The following is a 17,348-nucleotide window of genomic DNA, read 5'->3' as shown; positions in this document are numbered from 1 at the left end:
GCCGTTAACGGAAAGCAGGAAGGGTTACCAGAGCGACGGGAGGCTGCCCACAAGCCGCTCATACATGGCCAGGGCAGACACGTCCGTCAGCGACGCCACCTGGTCGATCACAACGCGCAAACGCGCACCGTCGTCGACGGCGTCACGCCAGTCCGCGGCGAACATCGGCTCAAGGTGACGGTCGCCCGTGGCATTCAAAACACCTACCAGCGCATGAAGCACTTCGCGTTGGCGCTCGTACACCGGCTGGCGATGGTCTGTGGAGATCACGAAGGTGGTAGCCAAGCCCTTGAGGACCGCGATCTCGGTGACGGTGTCCTCGGGAACCATGAGTTCAGCGTCATAGCGGGTGAGATTTGCTGGTCCGAAATGAGCGCGCGTGGTTTCCATCGCGCTCTGGCAGAAGCGGCCGATCAGCTGGCTGGTCATGTCCTTCAAGGCAGCCATGGATTTCCGGCTGCCATCAGCTTCGCGGACCCAGACTTTGGTGGCCTCCAGCCGCGCAAGGGCGGCATCAATGTCAGCGGGATCGTTGTGTGGCAGGTACCACTGCTTGGTGTACCCCACCACGCGCGCACGATGGTCCGGGTTTTCCATCCATTTGAGCTGGAAATGGCCGGCGACGATCGCATCCTCGACGTCGTGGACCGAGTACGAGATGTCGTCGGCCAGGTCCATCACCTGGGCCTCGATGCACGAACGGTTGCCCGGTGCGCCTTCCCGGAGCCATTCGAACACCGGAAGATCGTCTTCGTACGCGCCGAACTTACTGGTGCGGTGGCCATGGATGACGGGGGCGTCGACGGCGGACCACGGGTACTTGGACGCAGCATCCAGGCTGGCGCGGGTCAGGTTGAGTCCTGCCGGCCTGCCATCCTCAGCGAGTACCTTGGGTTCGAGTCGGGTCAGCAACCGCAGGGTCTGGGCGTTGCCTTCGAAACCACCAATGGTGTGCGCTACTTCGTTCAGGGCGGACTCACCGTTGTGGCCGAAGGGCGGATGCCCGAGGTCATGGCTTAGGCAGGCAGTGTCCACCACGTCAGGATCGCACCCCAGGGAGCGACCCAGTTCGCGGCCTACCTGGGCTACTTCGAGGCTGTGTGTGAGCCTGGTTCGGACAAAGTCGTCCGTGTCCGGTGCGACTACCTGAGTCTTGGCGCCGAGCCTGCGCAACGCCGAGGAGTGCAGGACCCTGGCGCGGTCCCGTTCAAAATCCGAGCGATAGTTGCTCTTGCGTGGCTCTTCGACCCACCGCGCGGAATCTGCCTCGGCGTAACCGGGGATGGCCAGCACAAAATCGTGAGCCGTCCCGTCTTGGCCAAGTATCGCTTCGGTTCCCATGGGTATCTGCCTCCTTCAAGCGCCGGGGTGTGGAGCTTCTTGAGTCAGTCTTACACGTGTGAGGCTAGCCGCCCGAAACGTCCAGCTCCGCGGCCGAGATATCCGCGCTCTGTTCAGCGTTCAGCTGACGGCTCACGAGCCAGTCTTTGGGCAACGCAGGCTTCTTGGGCGAACCGGCGCGGCCGCGGGGTCCCTCGGAATCGACTCCCGGATAGGGCGCGTCCATGTCCAGTTCGTTAAGGTATTCGCGCAGCACCTCGAGGGTGGGTACGGTGGCCAGCTTGGCGCGGAGCTCGCCGCCCACTACGTAGCCCTTGAAGTACCAGGCCATGTGCTTGCGGATCTCGCGGAGTGCCTTGTATTCATCGTTCCCGAACGTTTCCACCATGAGCTCGGCGTGACGATAGACGCCTTCGGCCACTTCGCGGAGACCCGGGCGGTGCCGCTGGTCGCTGCCTTCGAAGGCGGCCTGCAGATCACCGAACAGCCATGGCCTGCCCTGGCAGCCGCGGCCCACAACCACACCGTCGACGCCGGTCTCGCGCACCATGCGGACAGCATCCTCGGCTGACCAGATGTCACCGTTGCCCAGTACAGGGATGTCAGGGAGCGCCTCACGAAGCCGGGCAATGGCGGACCAGTCGGCCTGTCCGGAATAAAACTGGGCTGCGGTCCTGCCGTGGAGGGCAACAGCGGCCACTCCTGCGTCGCGCGCGATTCGACCGGCGTCGAGGTATGTCAGGTGGTCCTCGTCGATGCCCTTGCGCATCTTGATGGTCAAGGGAATATCGCCCTTGGACGCTTCCTTGACCGCTGTCTGGACAATGGAGGTGAAGAGGTCGATCTTCCAAGGCAGGGCCGAGCCGCCGCCGCGCCGGGTGACCTTAGGCACCGGGCAGCCGAAGTTGAGGTCGATGTGGTCCGCACGGTCCTCTTCCACGAGCATCCGTACTGCGGCGCCTACCGTCACGGGATCAACACCGTAGAGCTGCACGGACCGGACTTTCTCGTCCTCATCATGCGAGATGATGCGCAACGATTCCGGCGTGCGCTCCACCAAGGCACGGGAGGTCACCATCTCGGCCACGTACATCCCGCCACCGTATTCGCGGCAGAGCCTGCGGAAGGCAGAGTTGGTAATGCCCGCCATGGGGGCAAGGATTACCGGGGTGTCCACGGTGATCCCACCGAGCTTCAGAGGAGGGAGCTCGAGCTTTGGTGCAGGGGGCGTCGCTACTACAGTCACCTATCCATTGTTGCAAAGCGGGGCAAATCGGCGGACAGCCAGCCGAATCCCGTGCTTGTTCGCCCACGCGAACGCAGTACGGCGGGTGTGGCGAACAAGAGCAGGGCTCGGGTTTAGGTGGCGTCGTTCGTGTCTCCGCGCCGCTCAGCTTCCCGCTGGGCACGGCGGCTGCCCGGCCGCGCCGGCTTGCCGGAATCGTCAAGGCGCGTACCGGCGTCGTGCTTGTCATGCTGACCTGAACCTACGACGGCGGCGGCTGCTGCCAGCGAACCGGTGTCGTTAAGCTCATCAGCAGTTACGGTCGGCCCACCGGCTGCGGCGATGCGCTTCATGCCGGTGGCTTTAACCACCAGGACGGCAATCAGCGTAGTGACCGGGATGGCGAGGACGAGGCCGATGGACCCCACCAGGGTACGGATTACTTCCTCGGATAGCTCAGCACTGGTCAGTGCTTCATCGAGGGGGCGGTCATAAAGCATCACGATGATGAGGATCGGAAGCGCGGCTCCGGCGTACGCAAAAGCGATGGTGTAGACCGTGGAGGCAATGTGGTCCCGGCCGATCCTCATGGCAGAGGAAAACAGCTTGCGGGCACTGGTGTTGGGCGCGAGTTCGTAGAGTTCCCACACCGCAGAGGACTGCGTAATGGTGACGTCGTTGAGCACGCCCAGGCCGGAGATGATGAGGCCGCACAGGATGATCCCTGAAATGGAGATCTGGGGTGACATGTTCACCAGCGTGGAGGCATCGTGGTTTCCCACTCCCGCCAGGTTGGCGGCGTCCGTAGCCCACGCCGCCAACAGGGCTGTGATGCTAAGCCCGAAAATTGTGCCCAACAAAGCGGTGGACGTTCGCGCCGAGAATCCGTGCGCGAAGTACAGGACCCCGATCATGATCACCGTGGATCCCACCAACGCCAGCAACAGTGGCGGCTTGCCCTCCACCAAGCCCGGCAGGATGAAGCTGACCAGGACGAAGTAGGCACCCACCAGGCCAAGAAGTGCCCGGAAGCCGCGCCAACGGGCCACCGCGATGACGACCGCTGCGTACAGGATTGCCAGGAGCGCGATGGGGATGCTGCGGACAAAGTCCACGAAAACGTAGGCAGGAGCGCCGCTTCCGGCGTTCGTACCTTGAACCGCGGACAGGTTGAGGTACCGGATGGAGTCCCCCACGTCCACGCCGTGGGACATGGCGACGTCAGGGTTGATGACCACCTTGACCACGTCCCCGCCTTTGTCCGGCTCCGTGAAGGCGAAGGTGCACTGCGACCCGCCGGACTGGTTGTTTTGACCGGTGTCCGTTGGGCCAGTGTCAGTCTGGCCGGCGTTGGGCTGGCCCGTGTTGCTTTGGCCCGTCTGCGTGCAGCTTTCCACCACCACGCCCTGAATCCGGCCGGTATCGAACGTGACCCCGGGCGCAGCCTGGTACGGGCTCGAGAACGAGATCCCTTCCCGACTGCCTGAGGGCCACATGACCATCATGGCAACGAGCGTCAGGACGCCCAGCGGAATAAGGATGGCCGCCAGAATCCAGTTGGCCCTCTTCCGCGATGCAAGAGCCTGCGGCGTTGGCTCGGAATTTTCAGAATGACCGTGGGAGTGGCCCATCAGCAGCAAAACCTCATGCCCTTAACCCTACGCGGGACCGAACACCCGCAAAGTCAGTCACTTAACGCAAGATCCCACGCGGCCCGCAGAAAACGGGCGGCGTGGGATCCTGGCGCGTGAAAGCTGTGATCAGTCGCTGACGATCAGGGTGTCGGCACCCCGCACGTGGGCTTTTCCGGATTCCAACAGCGGATCAAGAACCGTGCGCAGCGCCGTCATGGACTCGTCAACTTCCAGCAGGACCGGGTGTTGGTAGGCGATGAGCGCCAAGAGGTCACGCACTGCAAAAGCTGCTTCCTCGGCGGACAGCTGGGGGTCGTGTCCAAGGAAGACATCCGAGGGCTCATCCGAGTCGCCTTGGGCGTAACTGATGGCGAACGCCTGGATTTTGCCCTTGCGGCTCGCCGGAACGCCTTGACCGAAGGCACTGGCCTTCGGCGCGCGCAGGACGATTGCGCCGTGGGCGCCAGTCAGGTCATGCAGGAACAAGCGCTGCACCGTGGGGATGCTGAGCTCCCCCGGGCTGTCCCAGTGGTGGACATGCGAGTAGTACTTCCCCAGCACATCGCTCAGCTCCACCGAACCCGTGGCCAGGTCCTCCACGCGCTCGGAAGCGGCTTCCTCGGAACCATCGCCGAACCGCGGCAATGACAGGGGTTCAGGTGCCACCACAACAAGCTGCGAACGCTGGATGGGCGCAAGCCCCGCAGCCGCAGCGAATGCCGCACCTGCGGTATCCGGCTCCACCTTGCTGCGCAGCTTGGAAACGCCCGACGGCGAGTTCCCGGCTTCGCGGCGAAGCATGGTCAGCAGGGTTGCACCCAAGCCTTCACGGCGGTGGTCCTTGGCAACCTCGATGTAGGCCCAGAGTCGCTCCGGGTGCAGGGATGCCTCGTGGACAACGCCGGCGGCAACGGGAATCCGCACGCCGTCCACCACGTCCTCGGCCACGATGCAGCGGCGCCAGGGCTGGTTGCTGGACGGCGCCAGGGCTGCACGGAACTGCTCAGCGGGAAGGGTCTCCGGGCCGCCCCAGATTTCCAAGAGGGCGAGGTCGTCGCCCTCCTTCCATTCGCGGTACTCCAAAGCCACGACTAGGCGCCGATCAGGCGTGCAGCCAGGTAGCCCTCAACCTTGTCCAAGGACACGCGTTCCTGGCTCATGGTGTCGCGCTCACGAATGGTCACGGCCTGGTCCTCAAGGGTGTCGAAGTCCACTGTGATGCAGAACGGGGTACCGATCTCGTCCTGGCGACGGTAACGGCGGCCGATGGCGCCGGCGTCATCGAAGTCGATGTTCCAGTTCTTGCGCAGCTGGGCGCCCAAAGCTTTGGCCTTCGGGGACAGGTCCTCGTTGCGGCTCAGCGGCAGGACGGCGGCCTTGACCGGGGCCAGGCGCGGGTCCAGCTTCAGCACTGTGCGGACATCGACGCCGCCCTTGGCGTTGGGTGCCTCGTCTTCGGTGTAGGCGTCGATCAGGAAGGCCATGAAGGAGCGGGTCAGGCCGGCGGCGGGCTCGATCACGAACGGGGTGTAGCGCTCGTTGGTGGCCTGGTTGAAGTAGCTCAGGTCCGTGCCGGAAGCCTTGGCATGCGTGGAAAGGTCGAAGTCCGTGCGGTTGGCGATGCCCTCGAGCTCGCCCCACTCGGAGCCCTGGAAACCGAAGCGGTATTCGATGTCCGTGGTGCCCTTGGAGTAGTGGCTGAGCTTCTCCAGCGGGTGCTCGAAGAAACGGAGGTTGTCTTCACGGATGCCCAGGTCCGTGTACCAGGACATGCGCTCCTTCATCCAGTACTGATGCCACTCTTCATCGGTTCCGGGCTCGACGAAGAACTCCATCTCCATCTGCTCGAATTCGCGGGTACGGAAGATGAAGTTGCCCGGCGTGATTTCGTTGCGGAAGGACTTGCCGATCTGGCCAATGCCGAACGGCGGCTTCTTCCGCGAGGTGGTGAGGACGTTGTTGAAGTTCACAAAGATGCCCTGGGCGGTTTCCGGACGCAGGTAGTGCATGCCTTCGTCGCTGGCCACCGGGCCGAGGAAAGTCTTGAGCAGGCCGGAGAATTCCTGGGGCTCGGTCCACTGGCCGCGGGTGCCGCAGTTTGCGCAGGCGATATCCGCCAGGCCGTTTTCTGCCGGGCGGCCCTTCTTTTCTTCGTACTCTTCTTCGAGGTGGTCGGCACGGTAGCGCTTGTGGCAGGACAGGCATTCAACCAGGGGGTCGGAGAAGACATCCACGTGGCCGGATGCTTCCCATACCTGGCGGGGAAGGATGACGGAGGAGTCCAGGCCTACAACGTCCTCACGGCCGCGGACCATGCTCTGCCACCACTGGCGCTTGATGTTTTCCTTCAGTTCAGCGCCGAGGGGACCGTAATCCCATGCCGAACGGGAGCCACCATAGATTTCACCGGCCTGGAAGACAAAGCCCCTCCGCTTGGAGAGGGAAATGACCTGGTCAAGGACGGATTTTGCTGCCATGGGTAACTCCATTTGTTCTACAGGGCCGCTGGGTGCGGTCCGCGGTGGTTTGCCCCGGAATCCGGACGAGGTTGTCCGGCGGGGTGATGGGGGAAAGTTTGTTGATTCCTACCCTACCGGCCTTTGGGAGGGACTCTTCGTGCGAAAGCTCCCTTGGGCCAGGGCAGTGTGGCCACGATGATCGCGGCGAGCGTCAGGACCGTACCCAGCACCGTGGGCAAGGCGACCACTGCGCCGGGACTGGGGATCACGACGTCGAGCACCAGCGACCCCACCAACTGCCCGGCGATCATGCCCAAACCGGTGATCAGGACACCAAGACTCCGGACCAGCAGCGCCGCCAGGCCGATGAAGAGGCAGCCCATGGGCCCGCCAAGGTAGTACCACCACTCGCTGGGAAGCGGATTTCCCGGCCCGGCCACAGCCAGCTTGATAATCCACGCGATCCATAGAATGAGCGATCCTGCAATGAAGTTGACCAGCGTGGCTGCGATGGGCGTCCCGTAATGGACTGTGGCAGTTCCGTTCATTGCCTGCTGGAAGCTCATGAAAAAACCGGCGGCCAGCGGCAGGAGGACGGGCAAGACGAGCGAGGCGATGTCGGTGTCGCCGCTGAAGCGCGGGGAAACTGCCCAGGCGACGGCGGCCACCGTCAGGACACTGCCCAGGACCCGGACTCCCGTGATGGCGCGTTTTCCTCCCGGGCCGATGCCCATTCGGTCCACGAGCAGTCCGCTCAACGTCTGGCCGGTCACCGCTGCGACTGTGAACAACGCGACACCCAGCAGGGCAACAGTGAACGACTGGGCAAAGACGAACAACGCGCCGATGGCACCGGCCATCACGTAGAACCGGGGGAAGCTGCGGTTCCGGACGGCAGGAATGATGCGCTGGAGCCCTGCCCTGCCCTTGGGGGTGGCAAGTGAGATGGCACTAATGAGCAGGAGTCCTGTGGTGAAGCTCACCACAGCCGCGGCGATGCCGTCGTCCAGTTTGGCGCCGAGGGCCCCGTTGATCCTCCCTTGAAGCGGGATCACCAGGCCCGTCGCTACTGCAATGGGAAGGCCAATGACCAGCGGAAGGGCGGGACGGGGAGAAGGCTGCGGCACCGTCACCACACTACTTCAGGCATCATTGCTGTATGAGCAACCCCGAAATTGAAGAGATCCCCATCCGCGACGACATGATCCGACTCGGCCAGCTGTTGAAGCTCGCAAACTTGGTGGAGGACGGCGTTGAAGCCACGGAGCTCATCAAGAACGGCTTGGTCAAAGTCAACAACGAAATCGATGACCGCCGCGGACGCCAGCTCCACGTCGGCGATACCGTGACCGTCAATGGCCAGACGGTCCGGATCACCGCCGCCTGACACATCGGAACCTCAGTCAGTGAGCACCTTGTGGGTGAGGAATTCGCCCACGTGTCCGATCTCCTGCTGGTTGATGCCGTGCCACATCCCCGTGTAAAGCACTTTGGTGAGGTCGACGTGCTTGCGCACCCAGCCCATGGTGTATTCGATTTTGTCCTGGGTGATGACGGGATCCTGCTGGTCGCGGCCCCAGAACATCGGTAGCGTTCCGTCCAGTTCGTCGTCCCGGAATGCGGCGTCAGCGCCGGCGTCGATCACAAAGCCTGAAAGCCCGACGACGGCAGCGAAGTCCGCGGGACGGTAGCGGAGCATGGTGGTGGCCATCGCCATGCCCATGGAGAAGCCCAGCAACGTCACGGACGAGTGGTTGGCTTTGACTGTGTCCAGCCACTCAAGGGCGTACTCGGCTGCCTGCTTACAGCTTCCAACGAGTAGTCGATGGACGCGGTAAGGGGAAACCACGTGAAGCCCGGCCCCATGGGCATCGGCGCTCGAAGAGCGGCCACCACAAAACCCTCGGGCAGCAATCCGGCCAGGCTGAACAGGTCGTCCTCGTTGGAGCCGTAACCGTGCAGCAGGACCAGGAGCGGCTTGCCGGCACGCTCGGATTCGTCGTGGGACCACAGGACAACGGGAGCGGGAAATGTGGGTGCTTCAGTCATGGGTCTATTCTTACAGTTACCCACCAGTAACAACCTACGGTGGCGTAGGGTCGACGTCACGGTGCAGGATATGAGCGTGAGTGAGAACAATCCTTTACTGAAGCCGGGCGAGCCCGTTCAAAAACACCCTTGGACCCGTTATGTGGCCCTGGGTGACTCCTTCACGGAGGGCATCGGCGACCCTGAGCCGCAGAACCCAGGCGGTTATCGTGGTTGGGCGGATCGGGTTGCCGAGGAACTGGGCCGCAGCCAGGAAGATTTCGCCTACGCCAACCTTGCTATCCGTGGCAGGTTGCTGCAGCAGATTATCGATGAACAGGTAGGCCCCTGTTTGGAACTGCAGCCTGACCTCGTGTCCATTTCAGCCGGCGGCAACGACCTCATCCGTCCCGGCGGCGATCCCGACCTGTTGGCGGAAAAACTCGACGCCGCAGTCGCGGAGCTGAGCTCGGGAGGTGCCACCGTGGTGCTTTTCAATGGCCCGGACACGGCAGCATCAGTACTCGGGCGCATCCGCGGCAAGGTGGCCATTTACAACGAGAACCTCAGGACAGTAGCTGCGCGGCACGATGCCATCATCGCGGACATGTGGTCCTTGCGGCAGTTGGCGGATCCCCAGATGTGGAACGTTGACCGCCTTCACTTCTCGCCGCTGGGCCACCACACCATCGCCATGATGGTTTTGGAGGCGTTGAACGTCGAGCACACGCTTGAGCCCCTGATGCCCAAGCCCCTTCCGCCGCGCACGTGGCGTCAGGCCCGGTCTTCCGACCTTGTCTGGGCACGTGAATTCTTTGTCCCATGGGTGATCCGGCGGCTTCGGCATCAGTCCTCCGGCGACGGAATCACGCCAAAGCGTCCGACGCCGGGACCCGTCTTCGGTTCCACCGGCACCTTGCTGCCGCGCCGCTGACGTGACGTCGGGTGCCGGCTCCCTGCATGCGGAGGCTATTCGGAGGATTCGGTTGCGGCGGCAGCAGTTGCGGGCTCCCTACGCCGGAAGTCCCGGGGACGTGGTCCGCAACCTCCTGGCCGTCCAATCGCAGGAGTTCCCCTATGCGAGGTGGACTCTCGCACAGAGAAGCTCCACCAGCGCTTCATCGATGGTCACTGCCTTAAGCGTTGAGCAGGCGGTGGCCGACGGAACCATCCTGCGGACGCATATTCTCCGGCCCACGTGGCATTTCGTGCATCGGGACGATCTTGGCTGGTTGATGGCGTTGTCCGCTGATCGCCTCCACCAAGGCAACAAAGGCATGTACCGACAAACAGGAATCGATGACGACTCCGCTGCCAAGAGCGGCCGAATCCTCGCCGCCGCTGTGGCCGATGGAGCCCACAAGACGCGCGAGGAACTGGCCGAAGTCCTGGGACAGTCCGGATTTCCCAGCAAGGGCCTGGGCTTCATCTACCACCTCATGCACGCGGAAATCAGCGGTGTCCTGGTCAGCGGCTCACCCGTCCGTTCCGCAGGCGGCGCCCTGAAACAAACGTATGCCCTGTTCGACGAACGGGTACCCGGTTCGGCTCTTAAGCCTCTGACCGCCGAAGGCCGCGAACAGGCTCTTGGACGGTTGGCACTCCGATACTTCACCAGCCGGGGACCCGCCACGGTCAAGGACTGTGCGGCGTGGTCCGGGTTGACCATGAAAGACGTAAAGCGGGGAATCGAGGTGGCGGGTGCCATGTCCCCCGGGAGTCTGGGGGCGGCGCAGTGTGATGGTTTCGACTTTTATCTGGCTTCCGAGGAAGCGGACGCTCTCGCGAGTGGTAACGATCCTTCGCCCGCCGAGGATCCCGGGCTTCCCCGCGTCGACCTTATCCAGTGCTACGACGAATACGTGATGGGCTACTCACAGTCCCGGCACTTCCTTGGTGGCACGGCGCCCATCTTCCCCGAGGACAACGGACCCATGCACGTGGTCCTGCTGGACGGCAGGTTGGCCGGATGGTGGCGCCATGGCTTCTCCGGCAGAACCTGCGAAGTGGACGTCCGAATGAACCGGCCCACCACCGCAAAAGAGCAGGAGGCCCTGCAGTCGGAGGTGGATCGCTACGGCCGGTTCCTGGGCATGCAGAGCAAGCTGGTCTGAAGCAGCCGCAGTGGTTTTGCCGGTCAGGACTAAGCTGGGATGAGACCTAGGAGGCCTGCACTGTGAACAATCTGATCTTCTGGATCATCGTCTGCTCTTGGCTGATTCCACTCGGGATCCGCATGTACAACCGCTCCCGGGCGCGTCGGATCCAGGACAATAACTTCCGCGACCCCCGCTACCCACAGCAGAATCTGCCCGGACCAGGGTATCCCCCACAGAATTACCCGCAGCAGAATTATCCAGGTCAGGGATACCCGACGCAGGGTTACCCAGGTCAGAATTACCCCGGGTACCCTTCCGAGCCGACCGTCATCCGCCCCGCGGTTTCGACACCGCAGGCCGGGCCGCCGTCGAACCCTTCATCCCCGGCACCGTTCCCCTCAGCGGGCGCTTCGGAGCCGCAGGGATTCCGCGCCCGCAAGTTGGCGGAGCTGGACACGAAGTTCAGCAACGGCGAGATCGCCATGGAGGATTACATGAAGCAGCGCGGCGAAATCATGAACGGCTAGGGCTAGGCGAAGAATGATTCTCGGAGTTGTGCCGAGAGCTGGCCGATCTCAGTGAGGAAGCCGTCGTGACCAATCGGAGCCTCAATGAGGTGGACCGGCACATCCCCAGGTAGCGCCGCGGCAAGTTCCCGCGACTGTGCAGGGAAGTAGAGCCTGTCGCTGTCCACCGCCGCCACGAAGAACTCAGCCGTAGCGCGCGACAACGCCTGTTCCAGCGGGCCGCGGCCCCTGGTGACGTCGTGGGACATCAGGGCTTCGGTGATGGCGATGTAGCTGTTGGCATCAAAACGGCGGACCAGCTTCGTTCCCTGGTGGTCCAGATAGCTTTCCACCTGGTAGCGGCCACGCTCCCCCAACACCGCGGCAGCGAGTGGTGTCTCCTGGTGCTGGGCTTCCCTGCCGAAGCGGAAATCCAACTCCAAGGCTGAGCGGTAAGTGATGTGGGCGATGCGTCGGGCCAGTGCCAAACCATGTTCAGGTGCAGTGCCGCCGTAATAGTCACCGTTTTTGAAGTTCGGGTCCTGCCTGATGGCCAAGGTTTGGGCTTGAGCAAAGGCAATCTGCTCGGCCGTACTGTAGGCGCCCACCGAAATTACGGCGCAGCGTTTGACCCTGTCGGGGAACGTAACAGCCCATTCAAGGGCCCTGGCGCCGCCCATGGAACCGCCCAACACGGCGTGCCAGGCATCGATTCCCAAGGCATCGGCGAGGCGCGCCTCAGCCTCCGTGCTGTCGCGCAGCGTGACCAACGGGAAACGTGAGCCCCAAGGACGTCCGTCCGGTGCTTCTGACGATGGGCCGGTGCTGCCATAACAACCGCCCACGATGTTGATGGAAATGACGAAAAACTTGTTGGTGTCGATGGTGGCACCCGGCCCAACGAGTTGCTCCCACCAACCTTCCTCGTCGGTGGCTCCACGGGCTACGTGAGTGCTGCCCGTGAGCGCATGCTGGATGAGGACGGCATTGGAGGCATCGGCATTCAGCTGCCCCCAGGTCTCATAAGCGAGGACGACATCGGGGAGGAATCCGCCGGCCTCAAGTTCCAACGGCCCGATGCCGGCGTACTTGACGGTTCCGTCTTCTTCTCCGGATTTGGGAAGGGCTGTAGCAGTAATGGTCATTCCTTTGACACCTTAACCTCGCGCTTGCCCGTCGCCTTGCGTGCGAACAGGCCAGGTCTTCACCCGGGGCACCCCACCGCGTAGGAGGGTTGCCGGCCAGCAAGCCGGGGCTGTGTGCTGGCACTCATGACCTAATACGAAGAGTCTAGGAAATGCAGGGTGGTTCTGGCGAAGAATGTGACAACAGTGTGACGGTTTAGGGCGTCTTCGTTCACGAACGAGCACCCGGAACTGCCGCCCGGCGAATAATCGTCGACGCGGGCGGCAGCCGGGCTGTGACTCTAAGCCGCGCGTTAGGCGCCCTTGGCGGCCCGGAAGCCCGCTTCGAGGTCGGCGATGATGTCATCAACGTGCTCAATGCCCACGGACAAGCGCACGAGGCCGGGGTTGACGCCGGCAGCGACCTGCTGTTCCACCGTCAATTGGCTGTGTGTAGTCGACGCCGGGTGGATGACCAGCGAGCGGACATCACCGATGTTGGCAACGTGCGAGTGCAACTCCAGGCCGTCCACGAAGCGCTTGCCGGCTTCGACGCCGCCCTTGATGTTGAAGGCAACAATGGCGCCCGTGCCCTTGGGTCCGTACTTCCGGCCGCGGTCGTACCACGGGCTGGACGGCAGGCCCGCATAGGCGACCGATTCGACGTCGTCGTGGTTTTCAAGCCATTCGGCCACCTTGGTGGCGTTGGCAACATGGCGTTCCACGCGCAGGCTCAAGGTCTCCAGGCCCTGGGCAATGAGGAAGGCGTTGAACGGGGACACGGCAGAGCCGAGATCGCGAAGCAACTGGACTCGGGCCTTGAGGATGTAGGAGAGGTTCGCGCCCAGTGCACCGTCCTTGCCGAGGTCCCGGGCGTAGACCAGACCGTTGTAGCTGGGGTCCGGGGTATTGAAACCAGGGAAGCGGTCCGGGTCCTTGCCGAAGTCGAAGTTGCCGGAGTCCACAATCACACCGGCGATTGCCGAACCGTGACCACCCAGGTACTTGGTCGCGGAGTGGACCACGATGTCCGCTCCCCACTCGATGGGCCGGATCAGGTAAGGCGTGGACAGGGTGTTGTCCACAATGAGGGGAACGCCGGCCGCGTGTGCGGTGCGGGCGATGCCCTCGATGTCCAGGACATCCTGGCGGGGGTTGGAGACGACCTCGCCGAAGAACAACTTGGTGTTCGGCAGGACGGCGTCACGCCACTGGTCCAGATTGTCCGGGTCCTCGACGAACGTGACCGAAATGCCGAACTTCTTCAGCGTGTGCGCCAGCAGGTTGTACGTGCCGCCGTACAGGCTCGGGCTCGCTACGATGTGGTCGCCCGCCTCGGCGATATTCAGGATGGCGAACGTCTCGGCAGCCTGTCCGGAGCTGAGCAAGAGGGCAGCCAGGCCACCCTCAAGGCTCGCAACCCGCTGCTCCACTGCATCCTGCGTCGGGTTGCCGATTCGGGTGTAGATGGGAGCCAGCTCGGCCAGGGCAAAGCGATTGGCGGCGCTCTCGGCACTGGGGAACACGAAGGACGTGGTCTGGTAGATCGGAAGCGAGCGCGCTCCTGTGGCGGCGTCAGGCTCCTGGCCGGCGTGGATCTGGCGGGTTTCGAAAGACCATCCTTGGGACATGGAGTTCTCCTGTTCGTGACGCATGGGTTTGGCAGGCAAGGTGAAGCGGTGTGAGCTGGGGCCAGTCTAGGAACTGTCCGGAGGCGAAGACAGCTTTGTGACGCCTGTGGAATCTTTCGGTCTTCCCGCGTCCCTTCATGACGCCCCCTACCACCGGTTATACACATCCCACCTTAGTTAGGCTTGACTTAGCTGAGACCCCGATCACAAAGTGCCAAGATGAAGCCATGCGCATGGATCACGTCTCTTACGCCTGTGAACGAGATGGCCTTTTGGCCACTACCGAACGAATTTCCGCGGCATTGGGAGTGGACGCTGTCCGGGGCGGAGTGCACCCGCGCTTCGGTACCCGGAACATGATCATTCCCCTTGCGGATAACAAGTACCTGGAAGTGGTGGAGGTCCTGGACCACCCCGCTTCCGACAAAGCACCCTTTGGCCAGGCCGTCCGTGCCCGTTCGGCTGCCGGTGGTGGATGGATGGGCTGGTGCGTCGCCGTTGACGACCTTGCACCGTTCGAAGACCGCCTTGGCCGCTCGGCTGTTCCGGGCAACCGCAAGTTCCCCGACGGACGCGAACTGGTGTGGCAGCAGATTGGCATCCTCGGCCTGATCGCGGATCCCCAAGTGCCCTACCTGCTCAAGTGGGAGGGCGACCCCTCGCTGCACCCGTCAAGGATCTACGAGAGCGACGTCAAGATGTCCAGCCTCACCATTGCGGGCTCGGCTGAACGCGTCACCGAATGGTTGGGCGAACCAGTGGAGAAGCCGCTTGAGGATGTCGCCGTCCAGTGGATGGCACCGCACGGCACTCCAGGCATCCTCGCTGTAACTTTCGAAACCGCCTCCGGAGCCGTCACCATCTGACCGATCCAATCCATCCGGGCTGGTCCCGGCCCCGGTCAGCCATGTCCGGAGTCAATCATGTCCGGGCTAAGCTTCGGCCGCCATCAGCGGGTGCCAACGACGTCACCCACCGATGGCGGCCGGATACTTTTAACGGACCTCTACCCCAGGCCCATTGCCTTGCCGAACAGGCTGAATCCAACGAACGCCACGATGTCCAACAGTGCGTGGGCAATCACCAAGGGCATTACCCGCTTGGTCTTGGTGTAGATCCACGCGAACAGCAAGCCCATGACCACGTTCCCTATGAACGGCCCAAAGCCTTGGTACAGGTGGTAGCTTCCCCGCAGGACGGCACTGACCACAATGGCCACCGGCATGCTCCACCCGAATTTGCCGAAGCGGTCCATGAGGTACCCCACCACGATCACTTCTTCCACGATCGCATGGCGCATGGCCGAAAGGACCAGCACCGGCACCGTCCACCAGTAAGCGTCAAGGCCGCTGGGCACAATTGCAGTGGTGATTCCCAGCGCACGACCGGCCGCATACAGGCCGAGCGAGGGGATGCCGATCGCAGCGGCCAGGCCAACACCGTGGAGAAGGTCCTTGCCGGGCCGGGCAAAATTGAAGCCAAGCCGGGCGAACGCCGAGCCGCCCCCGTCTGCCCGGCCGCCAGGTGCATGGGTGGACAGGAAGTAGAACACCAAGGCCACGGGCACCAAAGCGAACACAATGTCCAGCAATTGGTAGGTGAGGTCGAAGTACTCACGCGTGCTTTGGGACCTGTTCAGCGTTGACGTGGCATCCGCCAAAGGTGCCCTCGTCATCTTGTCCAGCAGCTGAACTACGGAGTAGACGGCTGATTGGCCCAAGGACAGGCCCAGCACAATAAGTACTTCGGCGCGCAGCCGGCGACGGGAAGCGAGGAACATATACCCACCCTATGCTTGGTGGGATGGGTGCCCCTGAGAGAATCTTCATGATCCGGCACGGCCAGTCTGCCGCGAATGCCGACACGTCCATCTACAACCGCGTGCCGGACTACCGGATCCCGCTGACGGAGCGCGGAGTGGAGGAGGCCCGGATTGCCGGGGAGGACCTGCGCCGCAAGCTCGATGGAGAACAGGTCTGCGTCTACGTCTCCCCCTATTTGCGCGCGTACCAGACCCTCGAAGCCATGAACCTCGGTCCCCTGATCGAGCGGGTGATTGAGGAACCCAGGCTTCGCGAGCAGGACTGGGCCAACTTCCAGATCGCCGGGGAGATCGAGGACCAAAAGGAACTGCGCAACCTCTACGGCCATTTCTTCTATCGGTTCCGCGAGGGCGAGTCCGGTTCGGACGTTTATGACCGGGTGTCTTCCTTCATGGAGACGCTGTACCGGCACTGGCAGAAGCCTACTTACGCACCAAACACGCTCCTGGTCACACACGGGCTGACCATGCGCCTTTTCTGCATGCGATGGTTCCACTGGACGGTGGAGTACTTCGAGTCACTCAACAACCCGGACAACGCCGAACTGCGGACCTTGATCAAGAACGACGACGACCAGTACAGCCTGGATATACCGTTCAGCCAGTGGGTGCCCCGGGAGGTAGACGACTCAGTGCTGCACGCACCGAGGATGCGCTTCTAGCCCTTCCAGCTCAGCCGGCGGGTCTCAGCCGGCGGGTGCGACGATGACTTCGGTGCCCTTGGCCTCGAACGCAGCTTTATGTTCGGCACTGATGCCGGAGTCCGTGATGAGGTGCCTGAAGTCGTAGCCTGCCATTGCGGCAAAGGAGCGGCGGCCCACTTTGGAAGAGTCGGCCACCACATAGGACTCGGTGGCACGGCGTGCCATCACCGTGTTGACCATGGCTTCGCCTTCGTCGGTGATGGTGGGGCCGAGGTCCGGGTCGACGCCGTTGACACCGATGAACGCAATATCGAGGGCAACTTTTTGCATGATGACGTCTGTATACGGACCCACCAGCTCGTAGGAGCGGGGGTTGAGTATCCCGCCGGTGACCATGATCTTGATGTTCGGCCGCACCGCCAACTGGGAAGCGATGTTGATGGCGTTGGTGACCACGGTCAGCGTGGGCGTGTGGGACGGCGCGTTGAGGTCCTCGCGGGTGGAGAGTAGCTGCGCCAACGCCGTGTTGGTGGTGCCACCGCTGAGCCCGATCACAGCACCGGGACGGATCAGCGCAGACGCTGCCAGAGCGATTTCCTGCTTGGCCACGGCGTGGTCGTCCCTGTTGTAGCGGCCCGGAAGGTCGTAGGCTACGGACCCGGTAGTGGCGCCGCCGCGGGTGCGGCTGAGCAGCCGCTGCTTGGCAAGGCTGTCGAGATCCCTGCGGGCCGTGGCAGGTGAGACGCCCAGGCGGGTCACGATGTCCTCGACTTCCACATGGCCGGACTCGGCCAGGAGGTCGAGTATGGCAGTGAGCCGATCGGTGCGGGTCATG

At 63.0% G+C, this 17,348-nt stretch carries 16 protein-coding genes, 1 pseudogene and 1 riboswitch; of the genes and pseudogenes, 6 read left to right on the top strand and 11 right to left on the bottom strand.

Features of this window, described 5'->3' with window-relative positions:
• Window positions 1-24: 24 nt before the first annotated feature.
• The 6 genes from KCX59_RS07730 to KCX59_RS07705 all read right to left on the bottom strand — a co-directional run bounded on the left by KCX59_RS07730 (window position 25) and on the right by KCX59_RS07705 (window position 7,795).
• Window positions 25-1,341, bottom strand: coding sequence for a deoxyguanosinetriphosphate triphosphohydrolase (locus KCX59_RS07730; protein ID WP_091466343.1), 1,317 nt, complete (start codon window positions 1,339-1,341; stop codon window positions 25-27).
• A 64-nt stretch (window positions 1,342-1,405) separates the two neighbouring features.
• The gene (dusB, locus tag KCX59_RS07725) at window positions 1,406-2,587 is read right to left on the bottom strand and encodes a tRNA dihydrouridine synthase DusB (protein ID WP_179019072.1); all 1,182 of its coding nucleotides are present in this window, start codon (window positions 2,585-2,587) and stop codon (window positions 1,406-1,408) included.
• A gap of 113 nt (window positions 2,588-2,700) precedes the next feature.
• A complete protein-coding gene (locus tag KCX59_RS07720; protein WP_179019074.1) occupies window positions 2,701-4,197 on the bottom strand; it encodes a YibE/F family protein in 1,497 nt (498 codons plus the stop codon).
• 129 nt (window positions 4,198-4,326) lie between these two features.
• The gene (locus KCX59_RS07715) at window positions 4,327-5,289 is read right to left on the bottom strand and encodes a GNAT family N-acetyltransferase (RefSeq protein ID WP_179019076.1); all 963 of its coding nucleotides are present in this window, start codon (window positions 5,287-5,289) and stop codon (window positions 4,327-4,329) included.
• Window positions 5,290-5,291: 2 nt separating this feature from the next.
• Entirely contained in the window at window positions 5,292-6,677 is a 1,386-nt protein-coding gene (locus tag KCX59_RS07710; RefSeq protein ID WP_091466335.1) for a glycine--tRNA ligase, read from the bottom strand.
• 113 nt (window positions 6,678-6,790) lie between these two features.
• Window positions 6,791-7,795, bottom strand: coding sequence for a DMT family transporter (locus KCX59_RS07705; protein ID WP_091466332.1), 1,005 nt, complete (start codon window positions 7,793-7,795; stop codon window positions 6,791-6,793).
• 23 nt (window positions 7,796-7,818) lie between these two features.
• Here KCX59_RS07705 and KCX59_RS07700 point away from each other — a divergent pair, with 23 nt between their 5' ends.
• Window positions 7,819-8,046, top strand: coding sequence for an RNA-binding S4 domain-containing protein (locus tag KCX59_RS07700; RefSeq protein WP_062067368.1), 228 nt, complete (start codon window positions 7,819-7,821; stop codon window positions 8,044-8,046).
• 12 nt (window positions 8,047-8,058) lie between these two features.
• Here the strand turns inward: KCX59_RS07700 and KCX59_RS07695 are convergent.
• Window positions 8,059-8,708, bottom strand: a pseudogene (locus KCX59_RS07695) (alpha/beta hydrolase).
• A 70-nt stretch (window positions 8,709-8,778) separates the two neighbouring features.
• Here KCX59_RS07695 and KCX59_RS07690 point away from each other — a divergent pair.
• The 3 genes from KCX59_RS07690 (at window position 8,779) to KCX59_RS07680 (ending at window position 11,313) form a co-directional block, all read left to right on the top strand.
• The gene (locus KCX59_RS07690; protein ID WP_178996450.1) at window positions 8,779-9,621 is read left to right on the top strand and encodes an SGNH/GDSL hydrolase family protein; all 843 of its coding nucleotides are present in this window, start codon (window positions 8,779-8,781) and stop codon (window positions 9,619-9,621) included.
• A gap of 52 nt (window positions 9,622-9,673) precedes the next feature.
• Window positions 9,674-10,801, top strand: a complete 1,128-nt coding sequence (locus KCX59_RS07685) for a winged helix DNA-binding domain-containing protein (RefSeq protein ID WP_256871578.1) — start codon at window positions 9,674-9,676, stop codon at window positions 10,799-10,801.
• 62 nt (window positions 10,802-10,863) lie between these two features.
• Entirely contained in the window at window positions 10,864-11,313 is a 450-nt protein-coding gene (locus tag KCX59_RS07680; RefSeq protein ID WP_179019078.1) for a hypothetical protein, read from the top strand.
• Window positions 11,314-11,315: 2 nt separating this feature from the next.
• On the opposite strand, the gene metX is transcribed toward KCX59_RS07680, so the two are convergent.
• Together metX and KCX59_RS07670 are read right to left on the bottom strand one after the other, a co-directional pair.
• Entirely contained in the window at window positions 11,316-12,437 is a 1,122-nt protein-coding gene (metX, locus tag KCX59_RS07675) for a homoserine O-acetyltransferase MetX (protein WP_178996453.1), read from the bottom strand.
• 15 nt (window positions 12,438-12,452) lie between these two features.
• Window positions 12,453-12,569: riboswitch (SAM riboswitch) on the bottom strand.
• Window positions 12,570-12,730: 161 nt separating this feature from the next.
• Window positions 12,731-14,047: a bifunctional o-acetylhomoserine/o-acetylserine sulfhydrylase gene (locus tag KCX59_RS07670; RefSeq protein ID WP_179019080.1), complete on the bottom strand. Its 1,317-nt coding sequence runs from the start codon at window positions 14,045-14,047 to the stop codon at window positions 12,731-12,733.
• Window positions 14,048-14,274: 227 nt separating this feature from the next.
• Between KCX59_RS07670 and KCX59_RS07665 the strand changes: the two genes are divergently transcribed.
• A complete protein-coding gene (locus tag KCX59_RS07665; RefSeq protein WP_026005588.1) occupies window positions 14,275-14,913 on the top strand; it encodes a VOC family protein in 639 nt (212 codons plus the stop codon).
• Window positions 14,914-15,053: 140 nt separating this feature from the next.
• Here the strand turns inward: KCX59_RS07665 and KCX59_RS07660 are convergent, their stop codons facing one another.
• Window positions 15,054-15,827 carry a CPBP family intramembrane glutamic endopeptidase gene (locus KCX59_RS07660; protein ID WP_179019082.1) on the bottom strand — a complete coding sequence of 258 codons (774 nt, stop codon included), beginning with the start codon at window positions 15,825-15,827 and terminating at the stop codon, window positions 15,054-15,056.
• Between the two features lie 23 nt (window positions 15,828-15,850).
• Here KCX59_RS07660 and KCX59_RS07655 point away from each other — a divergent pair, with 23 nt between their 5' ends.
• Complete coding sequence (locus KCX59_RS07655) at window positions 15,851-16,531, top strand: histidine phosphatase family protein (protein ID WP_243836729.1); 681 nt, start codon at window positions 15,851-15,853, stop codon at window positions 16,529-16,531.
• A gap of 24 nt (window positions 16,532-16,555) precedes the next feature.
• On the opposite strand, the gene KCX59_RS07650 is transcribed toward KCX59_RS07655, so the two are convergent.
• Complete coding sequence (locus tag KCX59_RS07650; protein ID WP_178996457.1) at window positions 16,556-17,347, bottom strand: DeoR/GlpR family DNA-binding transcription regulator; 792 nt, start codon at window positions 17,345-17,347, stop codon at window positions 16,556-16,558.
• Between the last annotated feature and the right edge of the window lies 1 nt (window position 17,348).

It is taken from the genome of Paenarthrobacter nitroguajacolicus, from assembly GCF_051027655.1.
Classification (GTDB): domain Bacteria; phylum Actinomycetota; class Actinomycetes; order Actinomycetales; family Micrococcaceae; genus Arthrobacter; species Arthrobacter nitroguajacolicus.
The sequence above is the reverse complement of the archived record's forward strand: the minus strand, read 5'-3'. Positions and strand labels throughout refer to the sequence as shown.

What these genes read in the sequence shown, in the direction of transcription:
- KCX59_RS07730 (WP_091466343.1), bottom strand. Translation starts at nt 1,341, where the DNA reads ATGGGAACCGAAGCGATACTTGGCCAAGACGGGACGGCTCACGATTTT.
- KCX59_RS07720 (WP_179019074.1), bottom strand. Translation starts at nt 4,197, where the DNA reads ATGGGCCACTCCCACGGTCATTCTGAAAATTCCGAGCCAACGCCGCAG.
- KCX59_RS07710 (WP_091466335.1), bottom strand. Translation starts at nt 6,677, where the DNA reads ATGGCAGCAAAATCCGTCCTTGACCAGGTCATTTCCCTCTCCAAGCGG.
- KCX59_RS07700 (WP_062067368.1), top strand. Translation starts at nt 7,819, where the DNA reads ATGAGCAACCCCGAAATTGAAGAGATCCCCATCCGCGACGACATGATC.
- KCX59_RS07690 (WP_178996450.1), top strand. Translation starts at nt 8,779, where the DNA reads ATGAGCGTGAGTGAGAACAATCCTTTACTGAAGCCGGGCGAGCCCGTT.
- metX (WP_178996453.1), bottom strand. Translation starts at nt 12,437, where the DNA reads ATGACCATTACTGCTACAGCCCTTCCCAAATCCGGAGAAGAAGACGGA.
- KCX59_RS07670 (WP_179019080.1), bottom strand. Translation starts at nt 14,047, where the DNA reads ATGTCCCAAGGATGGTCTTTCGAAACCCGCCAGATCCACGCCGGCCAG.
- KCX59_RS07665 (WP_026005588.1), top strand. Translation starts at nt 14,275, where the DNA reads ATGCGCATGGATCACGTCTCTTACGCCTGTGAACGAGATGGCCTTTTG.
- KCX59_RS07660 (WP_179019082.1), bottom strand. Translation starts at nt 15,827, where the DNA reads ATGTTCCTCGCTTCCCGTCGCCGGCTGCGCGCCGAAGTACTTATTGTG.
- KCX59_RS07655 (WP_243836729.1), top strand. Translation starts at nt 15,851, where the DNA reads ATGGGTGCCCCTGAGAGAATCTTCATGATCCGGCACGGCCAGTCTGCC.
- KCX59_RS07650 (WP_178996457.1), bottom strand. Translation starts at nt 17,347, where the DNA reads ATGACCCGCACCGATCGGCTCACTGCCATACTCGACCTCCTGGCCGAG.